Consider the following 16432-nt stretch of genomic DNA (forward strand, 5'->3'; position numbering starts at 1 on the left):
TGTACCGCAATTCTCGACAAACTTGTTTGGCTTTCTTGTGAACAGCATAAAAGTCTATTGATTGAAGCTATAAAATATGATGCTAAACTTACTAGTTTAAGCCATATATTCAAAATCTAGATAATTTTATCTGTAAGAACTTTTGGTTTCTTGTCTCACTGATACCCGTATCGGAAAAAACTCCTTTGATACTGGGATATCCTTAAGGAAGGACAATGATCATAAACTGAGCAAGTCCTCAAGCAAAATAAAGTCTTGAGTTACTACACTTATTTATGCGATAAAACCTTAATCCTGTACTAGAAATATAAACCCATGTCAATTTTGAAAAGAGTTCCTTGGGTGTCCCTGGCGCTAGTACTGCTGAGTTACAGTACTTTGGGCTGGGTAATATCAGAAACACGTGCTCCTATATTTGTGTGGGTGGCAACTGTAATTGCTATCTTGCTTTTAATCATAACGTTGACCGCTCCTTGGCCGAAGATGACATATTACTACAGTCTTTTTCTTCAATCAAATACCAGGGCTTTCGGCGTTGCCGTCTTAGCAGCTTTCTTATTCTTTATTATGATTGCCTGGTTTCGGGTCTTTCTTGATACTTTACTCATCATTTCAGCGACTATATTAGTCAGGATAGACTTTCAAAGAGCAGGTCTTAGAGAAGGGTTAGCTTTTTCGACTGCCTCTATCTTTTCATTGGGAGGTTTAGCTTTGGGTGCGCTAATCTACAAGTTCATATATTCCCAAATTCCGTTAACGTGATGAGTTATATCCGAAAAAGCAAGCCATGACTGGGTTGGTTTGTGCCAATGCTTTAGAAGCAGTATTATTTTCCCCCAACTTTCTTTGTAGCTCAAATTCCCAACTTTCTAAGAAGTTGGGAATTTTGTTCAATACTTACTTTGGTTCAAAATGCAGGCTGTTCAAACAGCAGTAGAGATAGGAAAAAATCCATAATAAAAATTGATACCCAACTAGTAACAACTGCTTTTGTTGCCGATTCTCCGACTTCCTTTGCTCCCCCTCTAGTAGTTAAACCCCAACTACAGCCAATGACAGCAACCAGCACTCCAAAAATAAACCCTTTTAGCAAAATAATAAACAAATCTGACGGTTCTAAAAAATTTCTGACTGATTCTAAAAATGTTTCGGGAATAATTTGGTAGAACTTTGATGCGGCAAAAACTCCGCCAATGATGCCTGTAACTAAAGCCAAAATCGTCATCAAAGGCACCATCAAACAACAAGCAATTACTCTAGGAAGTACTAGATAATCAATTGGATCGGTTTTGAGCATATAAAGTGCATCAATTTGCTCGGTAACTCGCATTGCACCTATTTCTGCTGCAAAAGCAGAACCTACTTGTCCCGCCATAATACTAGCGGTCAAAATTGGAGCTAATTCTCTACAAAAAGCTAAGGCAAAAGCACCTCCCACTGCATCAACAGCCCCAAATCGCACTAATTCTCTCGCCGTTTGAATAGTAAAAATCATTCCTGCAAAACCGCTGACAAGGAGAACTGGAGAGATAGAACCTGGCCCAGCGGTAACAAGGTGTTGCAAAATTTTGCGATAGTAGGTTTTCCCTTGGAGTAAATGTAGCCACACTTGACCAAAGAGCAGTATTGCTGCAAAACAGCGTGTAATTCCAGATTGCTCAAATTTTGTTTTTGGTTGCAATTTTATCGTCCTTACGACTGACTTTTTTTGCACATTTGTTGTTATATCAATTTTCTAAAATAAGACTACAGATACAAATGGTGGGAACCCAGCCAGATGTAATCTGACTTTCTCAATTAACTCATGCATTGTGTGCTAGGGAGTAGCAATCTCTCGTTCGTCAAACTAGGAAAAGTAATTGAATCAACTCAAAGGGCTGAAAAATCTAATAATATTTCCCAATAATGTTAAACAATTTTTTATGAGCAGAATTAAATACATAATATTTATGTTGCTATTAATACTACCTTTCTCCATAGTCCATCCGGCTTTTGCATCTGTATGCCGCAATTACGCTGCCTACGATGGTCTACGCCACCAGATTTGCATTCTCAGTATCAGCCGAAGTGCCAAAAATTATTGGGAATACAGGGCAATTGTTAGCGTAGATGGCATAAAAAGACCTACAGAGGTTTACAATTGTCGCGAACGAGTCAAGGTTCAACAAGCTGGGACTGTTTTGCCTTTTGAGCAAAAAGGCCCTGGTGAGATGATATGCAGCTTTTTTAATTCTTCTCGGCGGTAAACACGCGCCAGATAATGAAGACGGTAAAACCTAGATAGGTGAATACTGTTAGCCATTCTTGCCAGCTACCAAATGCATTGTTCATCAGCAAAAGCCGGAAAATTAATATTTATCAATCCTACACGCTGATGTTACCAGTAGGTTGCTGTATTTTAGGAGATCAAAGAAGACTAGTCAAAAATTCTTAGCTAATTTTCCGGAATGGGTAACAATGGCGTGGTAGTAAATATCAGAGCATCGATATTATACTGAACCTCTATAACTAACCTTCGGGGAATATATCCCCATTGTTTTCCCTCAAAAACCCGGTCATGAAGACCGGGTTTTTGGTGTTTATACTAAGTATACAGTCGAGCAAGTCAGGGACAGAGGGATGCCTACGCCAACGCAGCACTTCTTTAAACTGTCTAAGTATCAAATAAAACTATTGTCCAGAAACTTTTAAGAGATTTTATTGGTCTGGTTCTCCAAATTCTGCAAAAATCAACCAATGTCATCTTCTGCTCAAGGTATTCCCGGATTACCTGATTTGACGCATCCGATTGAACTTGTTCAATTTGGAACCCAGGCGCTCAAAGCTTCACTGTTATTAGTATTTTTGGTCGTAGCTTTAGGAGTTGCGATCGCACTCATCAGTTTTTCTCTGCGTCGCAGCCAGCCGGAACAATTTATATTCATTGGCGAATGGGCTGTTCGTTATTCCCAACTGTTGCGGGGATTACAGCATTTAACTCTAATATTAGTCCTGTTAATTCCGGGATTTTTTCTCTGTTCAACTTTGAGCAATCGTTATCACTACTGGGAACAAACAAAGGTGGCTCAAGTAGCTGAAAGTGTCGCAGGTGAAAAGCTCGAACAATCTGCGCCGCAAGTCCGTTACACTATCCAGGAGCCATACTCTTATACCACGCAAGCCAATGGCAAAATAGTCAAAGTCAATGATACGCGAGAGATTAACCGCTTCTTAACGCTGGGTGGTTCGCAAATTCAAGTCAAGCTAGACCAAAGCGTAGATGTTCCAGGTCGCAGTTCAATTTATCGCGTGGAATACACTGCTGATTATAAAGTAGTTAACCAACTCAAGGATATTAATAATTTCTTTTTTGAAGCATCGCCACCTAATGGCTACACACTGCTCGCTGGCTACAAAGTAGAGCGTAACGGTACTAGGCTACAACAAACAAATTCAGGAGACTATGGCTTTCCCTTCCAGCTGCAACCAGGAGAAGAAACCACCTTTCGAGTCACCTATCAGGCTCAAGGCGGGCCTCGCTGGGTTTACAGCGCCGCAGGACAGTTGCTTTCTAATTTTCGCCTCACAGCAATTGCCAACTTTGCTCCGGCTGATTTTGCTAGTGGTGTTGTACCGAATGAGATTAAAGTTAATGGACGTAGTACGCAATTTATTTGGAAATTTGACGATAATGTTTCAGTCAAAAATCCATTTGGAGTGTTTACTAACACTGACCCCATTCGTGATACTGGCATCATTCCCCGGCTTTTATTACTAGCACCGACAATATTTTTGTGGTGGATATTGTTGTTATATTTGTCACTGCCAATGAGTTTCAGAAATATTGCGATCGCTGGTAGTATTTTCTTTGCTTGTCTGTTGACTTTGACCTATCTAGCTCGCGTTATCAATGCTCAGTTGGCTTGGACTTTAATTTCTATCATTTTACTAATTTTAACATGGGGATTGGGAGCTAGCCGCAGTGCTTCCCTGGCTGCAATCGTCGCCACTATTGCTGGAGCAGTGCTACCAATTTTTGGATTATTAGTACCATTTAGCGGACTAACTCTTAGTTTAGCGGGTTTGCTCTCAGCGGTTTGGCTAGCAGTTCGTCACTGGTATGGCTGGTACAGTTTGCACCCAGAAGATCAAAAATTGCAGACTCAAAAAAATTCTAAAGATTAGATGATTCCGCTATGATTAGCGAAGTTTTAGCGTAGGGCATTTATGGATAACGATTTACTCGCTTTCCTTGCGGCTGCTGGGTTACTCATTCTCTATCTTATCTTCTCAGCCTTAACTGAAATGGGAACTAAATTGCCTTGGAAGAAATAAGCTGATGAGCTAAAAAGTTTATACTTTTAAATCTCATTGGGCTTGGAAAACAAAGTAAACATCCTTTAGGCTTGGTTAGTATATTTATTCTTCGAGATAGTTCCAAATGCGCGATCCACAAAAGAACCACATTAAAGTTGAGCCGGCAACCCTCGTTTTGATTGTATCTGCCTTAATACTCTTGCCTCTGCTAGTTGTTGGCTTTTTATCGCAGTGAAGTTAGCCCGATGCTCTTTATCTCAGGTGCGTTAAGTTACTGTTAACGCACCTGATTATATCAAAACTACTTAGGCAAAACCTGCCGTAGTGCGGCTAAAAGTTGGTCAACACTTTCCTTTCGACTATTAAAGCCCATCAATCCCACACGCCAAACTTTTCCAGCGAGTTCGCCAAGACCACCGCCAATTTCAATATTATGTTCATTGAGTAACTGCCGAGCGATCGCTTTACCATCTACCCCGACTGGAATGCGGACAGTGGTAAGCGTTGGCAGTCTATACTCTTGCTCAACGTGCATACTCAGTCCTAAATTCTCTAAACCTTCCCAGAGATATTCTACGTTCTTTTGATGCCGCTGCCAGGAATTTGCTAATCCCTCTTCTGCAAGCAAACGTAGTGCTTCCCGCAATGCATAGTATAAATTAATCGGTGCTGTGTGGTGATAGGTGCGTTCAGCGCCCCAATACTTGCCCAGCAACAACATATCTAAATACCAGTTTGCAACTTTCGTTTGCCGCTGTTGCAATTTCTCAACTGCACGCGCACTCATTGTAAAGGGAGAAGCACCAGGTGGGCAACCTAACCCTTTTTGGCTACAACTATAGGCTAAATCAACTCCCCAAGCATCCAAAAACAAGGGGACACCACCCAAACTTGTCACCGTATCCACTAGTAACAAAGTGCCAAATTCACGACACAAATCAGCGACCCCTTCCAAAGGTTGACGTGCGCCGGTGGAAGTTTCGGCATGAACTAGAGCTAAGATAGCTGGACGATGAGTTTGTAAGGCAGTTTGGAGTTCATCCAAGTTGAAGACTTGTCCCCAAGGTTTGGTAATGGTTCGCACATCAGCGCCATAACGTCCAGCCATATCCACAAGGCGATTACCAAAGTAACCAGCTACACCAATTAAAACTACATCATCGGGTTCTACAGCATTGGCGATGGTTGCTTCCATTGCAGCTGTTCCCGTACCGCTGACTGCAATGGTAAGTGAGTTTTCTGTTTGCCATACGTAGCGTAGCAACGACTGAATTTCATCCATGAGTGCGAGAAAAGCTGGGTCAAGATGCCCAACGGGTGAAGTATTCATCGCTTGGAGAACTGTGGGATGGGCATTAGATGGCCCTGGCCCCAACAGCAGACGAGATGGAATTTCTAGCGGCGTGAGTTGCAAGCGCCCGGAGTCGTTAATTGAAATTGTTTGCGTCATAAATCTGTCTTTGCCTAGATGATACTTACCGGATCATAGAGCGAACGCATCACCGATGTTTGAGTGAATCTGTCATTTGCCAGAAGATGCGATTACGGCAAAGTATTACAGTGATTCAAAATGTGTGAGAGTATATTTATTCACTCACCTGGAGACACTGGAGACACAATTATGGTTTTTGCTGGCAAACGACCAAATAATTTAGGTATTAGCAACGGTAAATTAGCATCTTGCCCTAATTCCCCCAATTGCGTTTCTAGTCAGAGTACAGATGCATCTCACCAAATTGCACCACTGACTTTTACATCTACTCCAGAAGAAGCGATTACTAATCTTAAACAGATTATTGAGTCTTTACCAAGAACCAAAATCATTACCGAAAGCCAAGATTATTTATATGCAGAATTTAAAAGTGCTTTACTGGGATTTGTGGATGATGTAGAATTCTATATAGACCGGAATGCCAATGTTATCCATGTGCGTTCAGCTTCACGTTTAGGTCAGAGCGATTTGGGTGTTAATCGTCAACGAATAGAGACGATTAGAGCTAAGTTCAAGTAATTTATAATTGAACTAAGGACTGGAAATTAAAGACTGGGAAGATAAGTAAGTAGTTGGACTAAATCAATTACACAATGTCATTACGAGTGAAACATTCGCAGAGTATTGGATTGATTCATTGAGTTTGTAATGGTTGTAAATATTTTGTCCACCTACTTATGTGGATTCAGCTCCCAGTCAAATCTGAAATGACGATTGTGTGGTGTGGTGTTTCACCAAAAATGATGAATTACGAATTAGTTAAACTTTGCGATCGCAATATTTGTGAAACTTAATTTATTTAAAAACTTTGACTCCCGACCCCGACTAATTGTTGCTATCGGAATCGCTGTATTAGTTTCAGTTATCCTACCGCATTCTCTGCACTTACCTACTCGCATTCTCTGCGCTTGGAACTCCGGTATTGACTTTTTCTTAGCCATAACGTGGTGGAAAATGATTGAGGCTAACCCAGAAAAAATTCGCCGTTATGCTGAGAGTGAATATGAAGGGCATTTGGCTATATTCATGTTAGTGATTGCTGCGGCTTGTGCTAGTGTTTTAGCCATTGGGTTTTTACTAACTGATAAAAAAGGATTGTCAACAATTCTGCTTACCCTACACGTCATACTTTCAATTATGACTATTGTCGGTTCCTGGTTACTAGTGCATACGATGTTTGCAGTACAATATGCACACAGCTATTACAAATATATTAATCGTAATCATAGTGAAGAAATCATCGGAGGTTTAGATTTTCCTCATAACGACTATCCAGACTACTGGGAATTTTTATATTATTCTTTTGTAATTGGCATGACTAGTCAAGTTTCAGATGTGCAAACAACATCACCCAATATGAGGCGCTTGACTCTGTTGCATGGCATATTATCCTTCTTTTTCAATACTACCATTGTAGCTATGAGTATTAATATTATTGCATCGCTGATTTAAAAATTGCTTGACTCAGCCATAAGTATGATTATTTGATTCTCTACTTAAAGAAAGAGGAAATTTGACTGCCAGTTTTTTAGCATAAGCTTAAGTTGAAATAATTGGAGTGTATTTATGCCTTATAACAAAATAGATGAATTATCTGAAGACATCAAAGAACAACTGCCTGAACATGCACAACAGATTTTCGTTGCGGCATTTAATGCTGCTCAAAGTGATGGTTTAAGTGAAGATGGCGCGCGTGATATTGCTTGGAATAGTGTAAAAAATGAATACGAGCCAGGCAATGATGGCAAATGGCAGAGAAAGCCTGAAGATACTGCGATACATCATAAAGCTGTTGTATCTGGTGGTAACTAAGTAAATCTCACCTGTGGCTAACTATCTGATTTCAAGGTTCTTATAAGGGTTTAAGGGGAATTTCATTCTTAGAAAGCAAAGATAAAATTTCCCTTTTTTTAAAAATTATGTCAGATATCGTAAATAATAATTTTTAGTCTTTCCCTCGTGTTTATTATAAATGCGATATAGCGATCGCTAGTTTTTTCAGAATTTTTCTGGTTCACCTTTTGTCTTGCTTGTCAATGCGTAAGTTCTAATTCATAAGACTTTTGGGTATAAGGGGAATCAAGATAAAGGTTCCTTTGGGGAAAGCAGCACGGGCGACACGAACTGTTTCCTCTGGCACAGGACTGATGGGTTGCGGTTTCAGTGATATATCCCTAACTCTCCTGGCTATATATAGACTGCGAATTTTAGGTGACACTCTACAGGATTCCTGTCTACTTTTGAATTCGCCAACAGCATCCACTGCTCATTTTATTTCTGATCTGTCCGGAAATTGCTTTTAACTGGTTGAAGAAAGGATTAGCTCTATCAATTCCCTTATGCTTTTGAACCCAACCAAGTTGTGAAAAACTTGTCTTGTAAGCCTTACATCTTTATTTTCTTTCAAACGCTTACATGATAATGGGTTCAAAAAACCAAAATTTGGTTTGGCATAAAAAGAACAATAGAACCATCAGTTTTAGCAACTTGGGGATTTAAAGGGTACAGTATGAACAACGAAAGAGAAAATCGCGGTAGTGGCAGAGTTTGTCTCAAAAGTTAATGTATTGTATCAGTTCTGGACTGTGCAACCATTCCAGAGTGTTTTAGTGTGTACTTTTAATTTTTATTGAGTCATTTATTCTTTGGAAGTCTCTAAGTTGAAGGAATAGATGAGATTCTAGCAAGAGGATTTTCAAGATTATTACGACATATAACAGTATTAGGATGATTCATTCCTAGACGACTTTCCCATATTTTTAAAGCTTGGATAAATAAAGGTTTCGCTTCTGTGTACCTTCCTTCTAAATTGTAAAGTTCAGCCAAGTTGTTAAGACTAGTGGCAACACAGGGATGTTCATCTCCCAACAAGTTTTTATCTAGTTCAAGTGCTTTTATACACAAAGGTTCAGCTTTGCTATAGCACCCCATCTGTTTATACATCTTACCTAAAGCGTAAATTGTATCTGTTAAAAGAGGGTGATCCTTTGGTAGCGAACGTTGCTTAATTTCCATGACTCGTAGAAATGATATTTCTGCTTCGCCATAGCGTTTTTGAGCGGAGTAAATTAATGCCAAATTGTGCAAATCTGTTGCAAAATCTGGATTCTCTTCTCCTAAAAAGTGCTTATCTATTTTTACTGCTTGTAAGGAAAATTTTTCGGCTTCATTGTAATGCCCTTGATGATAGTAAAGTAATGCTAGGTTATTCAGTGTCATTGCCACTTTAGGATGTTCTTCTCCCAATATGCGTTTTCTCTTCTCCAAGACTTTTAGATACAAAGGTTCAGCTTCCGTATACTTTCCTAATGAATCATAGAGCAATGCTAGGTTATTGAGTGTTATTGCGATATAAGGATGTTCTTCTTGCAATAGGCGTTTTCTCATCTCCAAGGCTTTTAGATACAAAGGTTCAGCTTCTGTGTACCTTCCTAATGAATTGTAGAGCAATGCTAGATTATTGAAGCTTTCTGCGATATCAGGATGTTCTTCTCCTAACAGAGATTTTTTCATCTCCAAGGCTTTTAAATACAAAGGTTCAGCTTCTGCGTACCTTCCTAATGAATAGTAAATTACTCCTAGTTTATTGAGGATTTCTGCGATATCAGGATGTTCTTCTCCTAACAGAGATTTTTTCAGAGCCAAGACTTGTAGGACTAGATGTTCCGCTTCTGTGTACTTTCCCAATAACTTGTAAATTTCTGCTAGGTTGCTAAGACTTTCTACAAAATCAGTATGTTCTTCTCCTAGCCGGATTTTGACTATTGATAAACACTGTATATACCAATTTTCGGCTAAGGTATACAAACCTTGTTGTATATAAAATGTCCCTAATCCAACAAAGAAAAAAATTAAATCTTCATCTCTTACAGCCTCAATAAAACTTTGGGCAACTTCTATTAAATGAGGGATAGCATCTTGTACTGAGGTAATAAATTCACGGGTAGGAGATTCAGCAATTTCTTTAGCAATTTCCACCATTACTGCTGCAAAAGCTTGTTTGTAACTTATTTGTAATTCTTTTGTAGTATCTACTATTGATGAGGAAGAGTTAGATGCTAATTTATCCTGTAGGAATTGCCTAATCAAGGTATGAATTCTACAATAACCCTCTTTTTCTTCTATCCATTGAACTAAATGGTGTTGGTAAAGTTCATCGTTTGCAGTTTCAATTTCTGATTCTGTTAGGGAAAGATGCTGGCTAGCCGAATTTATCCATTCCCAAAGAAAATCATTTTGAGCAAATAAACTTAATAACTTAGCAACATGACGCGTTGTGGGGTTTAGTTCTTGCCAGCTAAATTCAAATGCGGCGAAAATACCTCGTTGAGCTGTATTCAGAGTTTGTTCTAATTGCTGTTGTGAGGGATTAAGCGCCTCATTTAGTAATTTCTGTTCTTTGAGTCGTTGTAGGATTTTTGTTAAAGACCAATTGGGAGGTTTTTTAGCTAAATACACCCCTACTAACTGCAAACCCAAAGGGAGGTATCCCAACCACTGGCACAATTCTTTAGCTGTCTGTAATTCACGCTGGACTCGTTTTTCATCTACTAAAGATGTCAGCAGTTGTAAAGCATCTTTTGGTTCCAAAACATCTAGAGATATCTCTTCTACAACACTAGAATCCATACTGCGTAGACGTGTTGTAATCAAGACGCGAAAGTGGTTAGCCTTTGGTAGTAACTCTCGACAACTTCTTAAGTTAGTGACATCATCTAAAACTAATAATACTAATCCCGATGAGGATTGCCAGTTTTGCCAACACCACTCCACTTGTTGCTTGAGAACGAGTGGTTTTCCTGCCAATTCCTGTGGTACTTCTAATTTCATATAAAGCCGAGCAAACTGTATAATCTCAGCAGCTAGATTCGATTCTCTTGCTGAGAACCAGCAAATGCCACCAGGATAACTTGCTTCATGCTCCTTAGCATAGCGAATTGCTAGTTCTGTTTTACCAACTCCCCCCATACCAGTAATAGCGGTAATCACCACCATGCCTGATTTTTGCAATTTTTTATGCAGTATTAGAAGTTCATTGTGTCGTCCAACAAAGTTGACGACTCCTGTATAAGGAATGTAATTGACTAGATTTGAATTTACCTGTTTCTGGTTAGATGACTCTAGTCAAGCAGGTGATGGCTCATTATAGTTAAAATTTATTATTTGATTACTACCTCTACTACCTCCTTGAATTACAGGGGCTTTAGTATCGATAGCATTGTTCTGTTGAGTTTTGTCACCATAGACGTTTTGTACGTTCTGAGCTTGAATATTAGCAATGTTAATTTCTTGATTAATCTCATGTGCCAGTGACTTTACTTTCTGAAAAAACTGGTCATCTTCACTCATTGCTATGTGTAAATAAGCAGCGATCTTTTCTAAATCTTCCTTAGAACCTTTTTCAACAGAAGCGAGCGCTGTTCCTACTTTGTGATTTTCTCGAAATTTGTCCCTGATTTTATTCCGTAAATCGTTTATCTTCGCAAGAGTAGCTTCTGTGACCGTTTCAATAGTATTCTCAAAATCTCTTGTAAAAGCAAGATTGGCAATTGCTGTTGCTGGTTCCATAAAGTTAATCAAACCGTGATTCTAAGTAGCTAAACACAAAAATAATTGCTACTTTTATGAAAAACTAATAATAAAAGTCCAGTTGGATAAATTGCGTAATCGAAAATTGCTAAAGTTACGAAAATTATATTAAATTCTTTTAATTAATGGCTCTTTCACTCTATTTTATGGTGATTAAGGATGGATGATAAAAAACATTTCGGTGCAATGATTATAAATAATCATGGTCTTTTTTTTCAATGAAATACCTATGTTTGAACTAGGTTTTCTATAAAAGTAACCGAAGAGTCATAATTACTTATACCAAGTCTGTATAAAGTGTCGAGTACATACAAAAAATCAAAATTGGATCTGATTTAAAACCTTAACTGATTGTTTGTTTCTAGTATTAGCTAGGCATTTGCTTTCGCTCGCTACTTAATCCAATTAAACATACGTTTTCAGTTATGTAAATAGTTTGCCTATATTAAAAATGTAAAAGATACAACTAATCAATAATAAATCAGAGCTTTAATGTTCATTTAATGTTTGTTTTATATAAAACTTTCATAAAAATGTCAGCTTTCATATAGAATTTTGTTGATTTTGTACTCTTCAATGTAAACTTTTGAATTTTCTCAAGTTTTAAAATTATTTTTACTAAATATATTGATTTAAATTATGACTATAGTAATAATACTTAATTTTTGATAAATTTACGAGATAATACGGATAAGTGTACAGAGTAAAAGGGTTTTTGAAAAGTTAAGCAGCTTGTAAAAAAGCTCTCTCAGTATACACTGTGATATAGATCCTAGATAGCACTAAGAGAGCAATCTAACCTGCGCCCAATATGAATTTATAAGTAACATTTGAAGGCTGCAAAAAATTATCAGCTATTGGGGAAGTACTACGTAGTATTCCGGGAAATTGACACAGATTCTTTATCTATTTAACTTTATCCTTCCCCTTCGGATGACTGTAGTCAGTTGAATGTAATATTGTGACCACTGCCACCTTGAATTACTGGAGCATTAGTGCCGATCGCATTGTTCTGTTGTGCTTCTCCTCCATAAATATTCTGAACATTCTGACCAGGAATTTTATTTATATTTATCTCTTGCTGAATCTCACCAACTAGTTTTTCTACCTCTTGGGCAAAATTCAGGTCAGATTTCATTATTTCCTGTAAGTAGACAGCAACCTTATCTAAATCTGTTGAGGAGCCTTTTTCGGCTTCGACAAAAGCAGTTACAGCCTCCTGATTAACTCTGAACTTGTTCCAAATCTTATCACGCAGCACTTTTATCTTGGCAAGTGTTGCTTCTGTGAATTTCTCAATTGTCTTTTCAAGCATTTTGGTAAAAACGAGCGTGGCGATCGCACTAGCAGTTAATGGCTCCATATACTAACTCTTCTGGTGATAAATATTGTGTTTCAATTAATAGCACATGGTTACTGTTGCATCCACAATCAAGGGGATTAAAAATGAATACAGCATCAGGGTTTCGTTGATTTGGAATGATTGGTTTATTTCCGCCGTGTTGTACTAGTACTAGCTGAAACTGCTACTTTTATCTTCGATTTCAAAAGTTTGTGGTTGATTGACTTTTTTGGTTGATTAATTATGTCCTGGTGTCACAGACTCGATGGCGAGATTGATGGTAGTTTATTTTTGCACAAACTCCTTTACCCAATTGCAATACAAGCTATGACACTCAATTTATATTTACTGCGACATGGAGAAACTACTTTTAGTCAAAGTGGTAATTTCTGCGGTGAAACTGATGCGGAGTTGACAACAGAAGGGATGCAGATGGCATCCGGTTTTGCCGATGTTTATCAAAAATTGAAGTGGGAGGCTGTTTATGTTAGCCCGATGAAGCGCACAATTGCAACTGCCAAGCCATTTTGTGATGCTATTGGTATGGATATGCAGTTGCGTGACGGACTTAGAGAAGGTAGTTACGGCGAATGGGAAAGGAAGAGTAAATCATTTGCTCAAGAGAATTACGCAGAAAACTATGTAAAATGGTTGACAGAACCCGCTTGGAATGCACCACTAGGTGGAGAAACTGCGGTAGATATTGCTAACCGTTCTATGCCTGTAATTGCTGAAATTCAAGAAAAATACCCCCAAGGCAATGTTTTAGTAGTTTCCCATAAAGCCACGATTCGGATTATGCTTTGCAGTTTACTGGGAATTGATTTGGGACGCTATCGCTATCGGGTGAATATTTTGGTCGCGTCGGTAAGTATGGTTAAATTTGACGTTAATGGCCCTTTGTTAGAAATATTAGGCGATCGCCATCATATACCCGATGGTATTCGCTCTCGTCCGGGAACATAATAGTCCCTTAAACAAAAAAGCTCTGCACTCTTACTGCCTTAAATAACAACTAACTTTTCTTTGACCGACTTCTGAATTTTAAGGAGTCGGTTTTTCCTTTGATTTATCCTCGCATTTGACAAGATGATTGTGGGCGGAGATGTCGGGAAATATAGCTATCTCGAAATCAGGGTTAAAGAGCTACACAGCAAGGGTTTTTGGCGTATTACATTGGTAATAAAGTTCTCCAAAAAAGGTTATTTTTTGGCGATCGCAGGGACAATGTTTTGCCTAATGCGATCGCACTGCTTCTTGCAAAACCAAAAACCCCATAGCACATCAGAGACTATGGGGTTGATTGGTGATCACTGGGGAACAGGTAAGTGGTTATACCAATTCACGAAATTACTGATACAAATCACTTCCTCTGCTTCCTCTGCTCCTCTGCTCCCTCTGCTTGCCCGTCTGTATCATTTTTAAAGTGAAACGGTATTAGTCCCGATCTTCGGAATTCTTCATCAACTCGCGTAGGCGGCGTATATTTTCTCGCTTTACCGTTAAGAGCGTGGGTTGACTGGCACTGTTTTCTAGCAAGTGTCTCAAGTCATCCTTAGCATTCTTTTTGGCGACACTTATTGCTATGAAAAGATTTTTTAAAGTTTTGTATTATCTTTGAAATTATCTCGTATTTATTGATTTTAATTTACTCAAGGCAAGGTATAACTCAATCAAAAAGGAAGTCTGAAATGGTTAATAGTTTGACTGCTCGTCAAATTAGAAGGACAACAAACCGTTTTGTTATTGGTACTGCTGCAATGTCTATTGCTTGTAGCAGCATTGCTTTGATTTCAGCAACTGCTGATGCTGCTACTCGTGAGTATTCATGTCGTGCTGGAGGTTTTACAGGCACAATTCGAGTCGATTACAATCAAGGCATCGGAAGAAATGCAAGCTCAATAATAGAAGTCTCTTATAAAATTAACAAGGGAAGTAATAAAGGCGGAAATAAAGCAAATGTTACTTATAGTGACGGTGGAACCCTCCCCATAAAAAGGTTCAATACCGGAGACGCAGGCATCCAAAACAATCAATGGAATTACTTGGGTGGTAGCTATACACGAGGTTATGGAAGCGTCGCTGCTAGGTTTATTTTTGATAAAAGTAGGGCTTCTGACCCTAGTTGTAGAGTGAATATTACATTCTAAGGCAAAGATTTTGCGTATTGATTTATAAAAGGCTCTAAAAGCATAGAAAACATTAGTTTTCAGCTAAACTTTTGGAAAAAATGCTGAATTAGAACAAGTTGATATTGACACCGTGCTAGCCAAACAAATTGAAAAGTCTCAACGCAACCAACGACTTATGAAGAATGATTAACCAAGCCTTAAAAACCTCACATCTTAAAGGTGTGAGGTTTTTTGTTTGATTTCATCCATATAAGTAAGTGTACAGAATTAATTACAGTCATTGCGTTCGCGGAGCGTCTCGTAGAGAAGCAATCCCGGCTAACGAGACACAAACAAGATCGGCAACTGCGCCCAAGAGCGCGCATGGCTGCAAGGTGGATGAACATCACTATGAACATCACTATACTAAAGCCACGCATCGGAGCGAGCGGGGCACGGTTCCCTGCATCGCCTGGTTAGACGCTTTAGGGCGGCAGTATGGAGACTTTTCTGAGAACCGAGTGGTTTGCGTTTACGACTGAATGAATTCGAGGAGATCGGCATTGATCTGGTCTGCATTTGTCGTCGGCATACCGTGCGGGAAACCCTTGTAGGTTTTCAATACCGCCCCCTTGACCAACTTAGCGCTCAGTGGGGCGGAGTCGGCATAGGGGACTATTTGGTCATCATCACCGTGCATTACCAAAGTCGGCACAGAGAACTTCTTAAGATCCTCGGTAAAGTCGGTCTGGGAGAAGGCCACGATGCCATCGTACTGCGCCTTGATACCGCCCATCATGCCCTGGCGCCACCAATTCTCAATCACGCCTTGCGACGCTTTCGCGCCCGGCCGATTGTAACCGTAAAAAGGCCCGCTCGGCACATTCCAATAAAATTGCGCCCGGTTGGTGGCAACCTGCGCCTGAAAGTCGTCAAATACCTCTTTAGGTAGACCGCCGGGATTCGCTGAGGTCTTCACCATCAGTGGTGGCACGGCGCTAATGAGAACGGCCTTGGCAACGCGGCTTTCGCCGTGGCGCGCAATGTAGCGTGTCACCTCACCGCCGCCAGTCGAGTGTCCAACGTGGATGGCGTTCTTTAAGTCGAGATGCGCGGTAAGCGCAGCGAGGTCATCGGCGTAATGATCCATATCGTGTCCGTCGCCACCTTGGCACGATCGTCCATGCCCTCGTCGATCGTGCGCGATGACGCGATAGCCGTGATTTAAGAAGAACATCATTTGGTTGTCCCAGTCGTCGGCCGATAGAGGCCAACCATGCGAGAAAACGATGGGCTGACCGCTGCCCCAATCCTTGTAGTAAATCTCTATACCGTCTTTCACTACGATCGTGTTCATGTGTTTTTCTCCAGTAGGCTGACTCACATTCCGCAGGTAAGTGAAGAGATTGATGGTATTTTTGATAAATGACATCATCAGCATCAGAAATAAGAGTACAAGATATTGACCACTACGGGATAGTGATAGGCATAATATTTCAGTGGAAAAAGATAGTAATGGGCGGACTGTTGCTGAGGTGATGACTACTGACAAAGATAGTATTGAGGTCAGTTATTCAAGAAGAGATGCTCAAAAGCGGCATG

The 16432-nt window shown here is 39.6% G+C and carries 15 protein-coding genes; 8 read left to right on the forward strand and 7 right to left on the reverse strand.

Going from position 1 to position 16432, the window contains the following annotated elements:
- Positions 1–315: 315 nt before the first annotated feature.
- Positions 316–762: a hypothetical protein gene (locus HWQ43_RS11575; protein WP_292733172.1), complete on the forward strand. Its 447-nt coding sequence runs from the start codon at positions 316–318 to the stop codon at positions 760–762.
- A 145-nt stretch (positions 763–907) separates the two neighbouring features.
- Here the strand turns inward: HWQ43_RS11575 and HWQ43_RS11580 are convergent, their stop codons facing one another.
- Positions 908–1681, reverse strand: a complete 774-nt coding sequence (locus HWQ43_RS11580) for an MlaE family lipid ABC transporter permease subunit (RefSeq protein ID WP_292733175.1) — start codon at positions 1679–1681, stop codon at positions 908–910.
- 268 nt (positions 1682–1949) lie between these two features.
- On the opposite strand from HWQ43_RS11580, the gene HWQ43_RS11585 reads away from it, so the two are divergent.
- Positions 1950–2246: a hypothetical protein gene (locus HWQ43_RS11585; protein WP_292733178.1), complete on the forward strand. Its 297-nt coding sequence runs from the start codon at positions 1950–1952 to the stop codon at positions 2244–2246.
- Positions 2247–2736: 490 nt separating this feature from the next.
- Entirely contained in the window at positions 2737–4164 is a 1428-nt protein-coding gene (locus HWQ43_RS11590) for a hypothetical protein (protein WP_292733180.1), read from the forward strand.
- A 433-nt stretch (positions 4165–4597) separates the two neighbouring features.
- Here HWQ43_RS11590 and HWQ43_RS11595 read toward each other — a convergent pair whose 3' ends face one another.
- Positions 4598–5746, reverse strand: coding sequence for an alanine--glyoxylate aminotransferase family protein (locus tag HWQ43_RS11595; protein ID WP_292733183.1), 1149 nt, complete (start codon positions 5744–5746; stop codon positions 4598–4600).
- Between the two features lie 171 nt (positions 5747–5917).
- Between HWQ43_RS11595 and HWQ43_RS11600 the strand changes: the two genes are divergently transcribed.
- The 3 genes from HWQ43_RS11600 (at position 5918) to HWQ43_RS11610 (ending at position 7600) form a co-directional block, all read left to right on the forward strand.
- Positions 5918–6307, forward strand: coding sequence for a DUF1499 domain-containing protein (locus HWQ43_RS11600; protein ID WP_292733630.1), 390 nt, complete (start codon positions 5918–5920; stop codon positions 6305–6307).
- Between the two features lie 264 nt (positions 6308–6571).
- Entirely contained in the window at positions 6572–7240 is a 669-nt protein-coding gene (locus HWQ43_RS11605; protein WP_292733185.1) for a DUF1345 domain-containing protein, read from the forward strand.
- Between the two features lie 114 nt (positions 7241–7354).
- Complete coding sequence (locus HWQ43_RS11610; protein ID WP_292733186.1) at positions 7355–7600, forward strand: ChaB family protein; 246 nt, start codon at positions 7355–7357, stop codon at positions 7598–7600.
- Positions 7601–7835: 235 nt separating this feature from the next.
- On the opposite strand, the gene HWQ43_RS11615 is transcribed toward HWQ43_RS11610, so the two are convergent.
- The 4 genes from HWQ43_RS11615 to HWQ43_RS11630 form a co-directional block, all read right to left on the reverse strand.
- Positions 7836–8006 carry a hypothetical protein gene (locus HWQ43_RS11615; RefSeq protein WP_292733189.1) on the reverse strand — a complete coding sequence of 57 codons (171 nt, stop codon included), beginning with the start codon at positions 8004–8006 and terminating at the stop codon, positions 7836–7838.
- A gap of 437 nt (positions 8007–8443) precedes the next feature.
- Positions 8444–10798 carry a tetratricopeptide repeat protein gene (locus tag HWQ43_RS11620; RefSeq protein WP_292733191.1) on the reverse strand — a complete coding sequence of 785 codons (2355 nt, stop codon included), beginning with the start codon at positions 10796–10798 and terminating at the stop codon, positions 8444–8446.
- Positions 10799–10912: 114 nt separating this feature from the next.
- The gene (locus HWQ43_RS11625; protein ID WP_292733193.1) at positions 10913–11356 is read right to left on the reverse strand and encodes a hypothetical protein; all 444 of its coding nucleotides are present in this window, start codon (positions 11354–11356) and stop codon (positions 10913–10915) included.
- Positions 11357–12320: 964 nt separating this feature from the next.
- The gene (locus tag HWQ43_RS11630; protein WP_292733195.1) at positions 12321–12740 is read right to left on the reverse strand and encodes a hypothetical protein; all 420 of its coding nucleotides are present in this window, start codon (positions 12738–12740) and stop codon (positions 12321–12323) included.
- A gap of 306 nt (positions 12741–13046) precedes the next feature.
- Between HWQ43_RS11630 and HWQ43_RS11635 the strand changes: the two genes are divergently transcribed.
- Both HWQ43_RS11635 and HWQ43_RS11640 read left to right on the forward strand, forming a co-directional pair.
- Positions 13047–13685, forward strand: a complete 639-nt coding sequence (locus tag HWQ43_RS11635; RefSeq protein ID WP_292733633.1) for a histidine phosphatase family protein — start codon at positions 13047–13049, stop codon at positions 13683–13685.
- A 725-nt stretch (positions 13686–14410) separates the two neighbouring features.
- Entirely contained in the window at positions 14411–14869 is a 459-nt protein-coding gene (locus tag HWQ43_RS11640; RefSeq protein ID WP_292733198.1) for a hypothetical protein, read from the forward strand.
- 493 nt (positions 14870–15362) lie between these two features.
- On the opposite strand, the gene HWQ43_RS11645 is transcribed toward HWQ43_RS11640, so the two are convergent.
- Entirely contained in the window at positions 15363–16187 is an 825-nt protein-coding gene (locus HWQ43_RS11645) for an alpha/beta hydrolase (RefSeq protein WP_292733201.1), read from the reverse strand.
- Positions 16188–16432: the final 245 nt, after the last annotated feature.

The sequence above is a fragment of the Nostoc sp. JL31 genome (assembly GCF_017114965.1).
GTDB lineage: Bacteria > Cyanobacteriota > Cyanobacteriia > Cyanobacteriales > Nostocaceae > Nostoc > Nostoc punctiforme_A.

Coding starts and splice junctions, on each gene's coding strand:
- HWQ43_RS11575 (WP_292733172.1), top strand. CDS start 316: ATGTCAATTTTGAAAAGAGTTCCTTGGGTGTCCCTGGCGCTAGTACTG.
- HWQ43_RS11585 (WP_292733178.1), top strand. CDS start 1,950: ATGTTGCTATTAATACTACCTTTCTCCATAGTCCATCCGGCTTTTGCA.
- HWQ43_RS11590 (WP_292733180.1), top strand. CDS start 2,737: ATGTCATCTTCTGCTCAAGGTATTCCCGGATTACCTGATTTGACGCAT.
- HWQ43_RS11595 (WP_292733183.1), bottom strand. CDS start 5,746: ATGACGCAAACAATTTCAATTAACGACTCCGGGCGCTTGCAACTCACG.
- HWQ43_RS11600 (WP_292733630.1), top strand. CDS start 5,918: ATGGTTTTTGCTGGCAAACGACCAAATAATTTAGGTATTAGCAACGGT.
- HWQ43_RS11610 (WP_292733186.1), top strand. CDS start 7,355: ATGCCTTATAACAAAATAGATGAATTATCTGAAGACATCAAAGAACAA.
- HWQ43_RS11625 (WP_292733193.1), bottom strand. CDS start 11,356: ATGGAACCAGCAACAGCAATTGCCAATCTTGCTTTTACAAGAGATTTT.
- HWQ43_RS11630 (WP_292733195.1), bottom strand. CDS start 12,740: ATGGAGCCATTAACTGCTAGTGCGATCGCCACGCTCGTTTTTACCAAA.
- HWQ43_RS11635 (WP_292733633.1), top strand. CDS start 13,047: ATGACACTCAATTTATATTTACTGCGACATGGAGAAACTACTTTTAGT.
- HWQ43_RS11640 (WP_292733198.1), top strand. CDS start 14,411: ATGGTTAATAGTTTGACTGCTCGTCAAATTAGAAGGACAACAAACCGT.
- HWQ43_RS11645 (WP_292733201.1), bottom strand. CDS start 16,187: ATGAACACGATCGTAGTGAAAGACGGTATAGAGATTTACTACAAGGAT.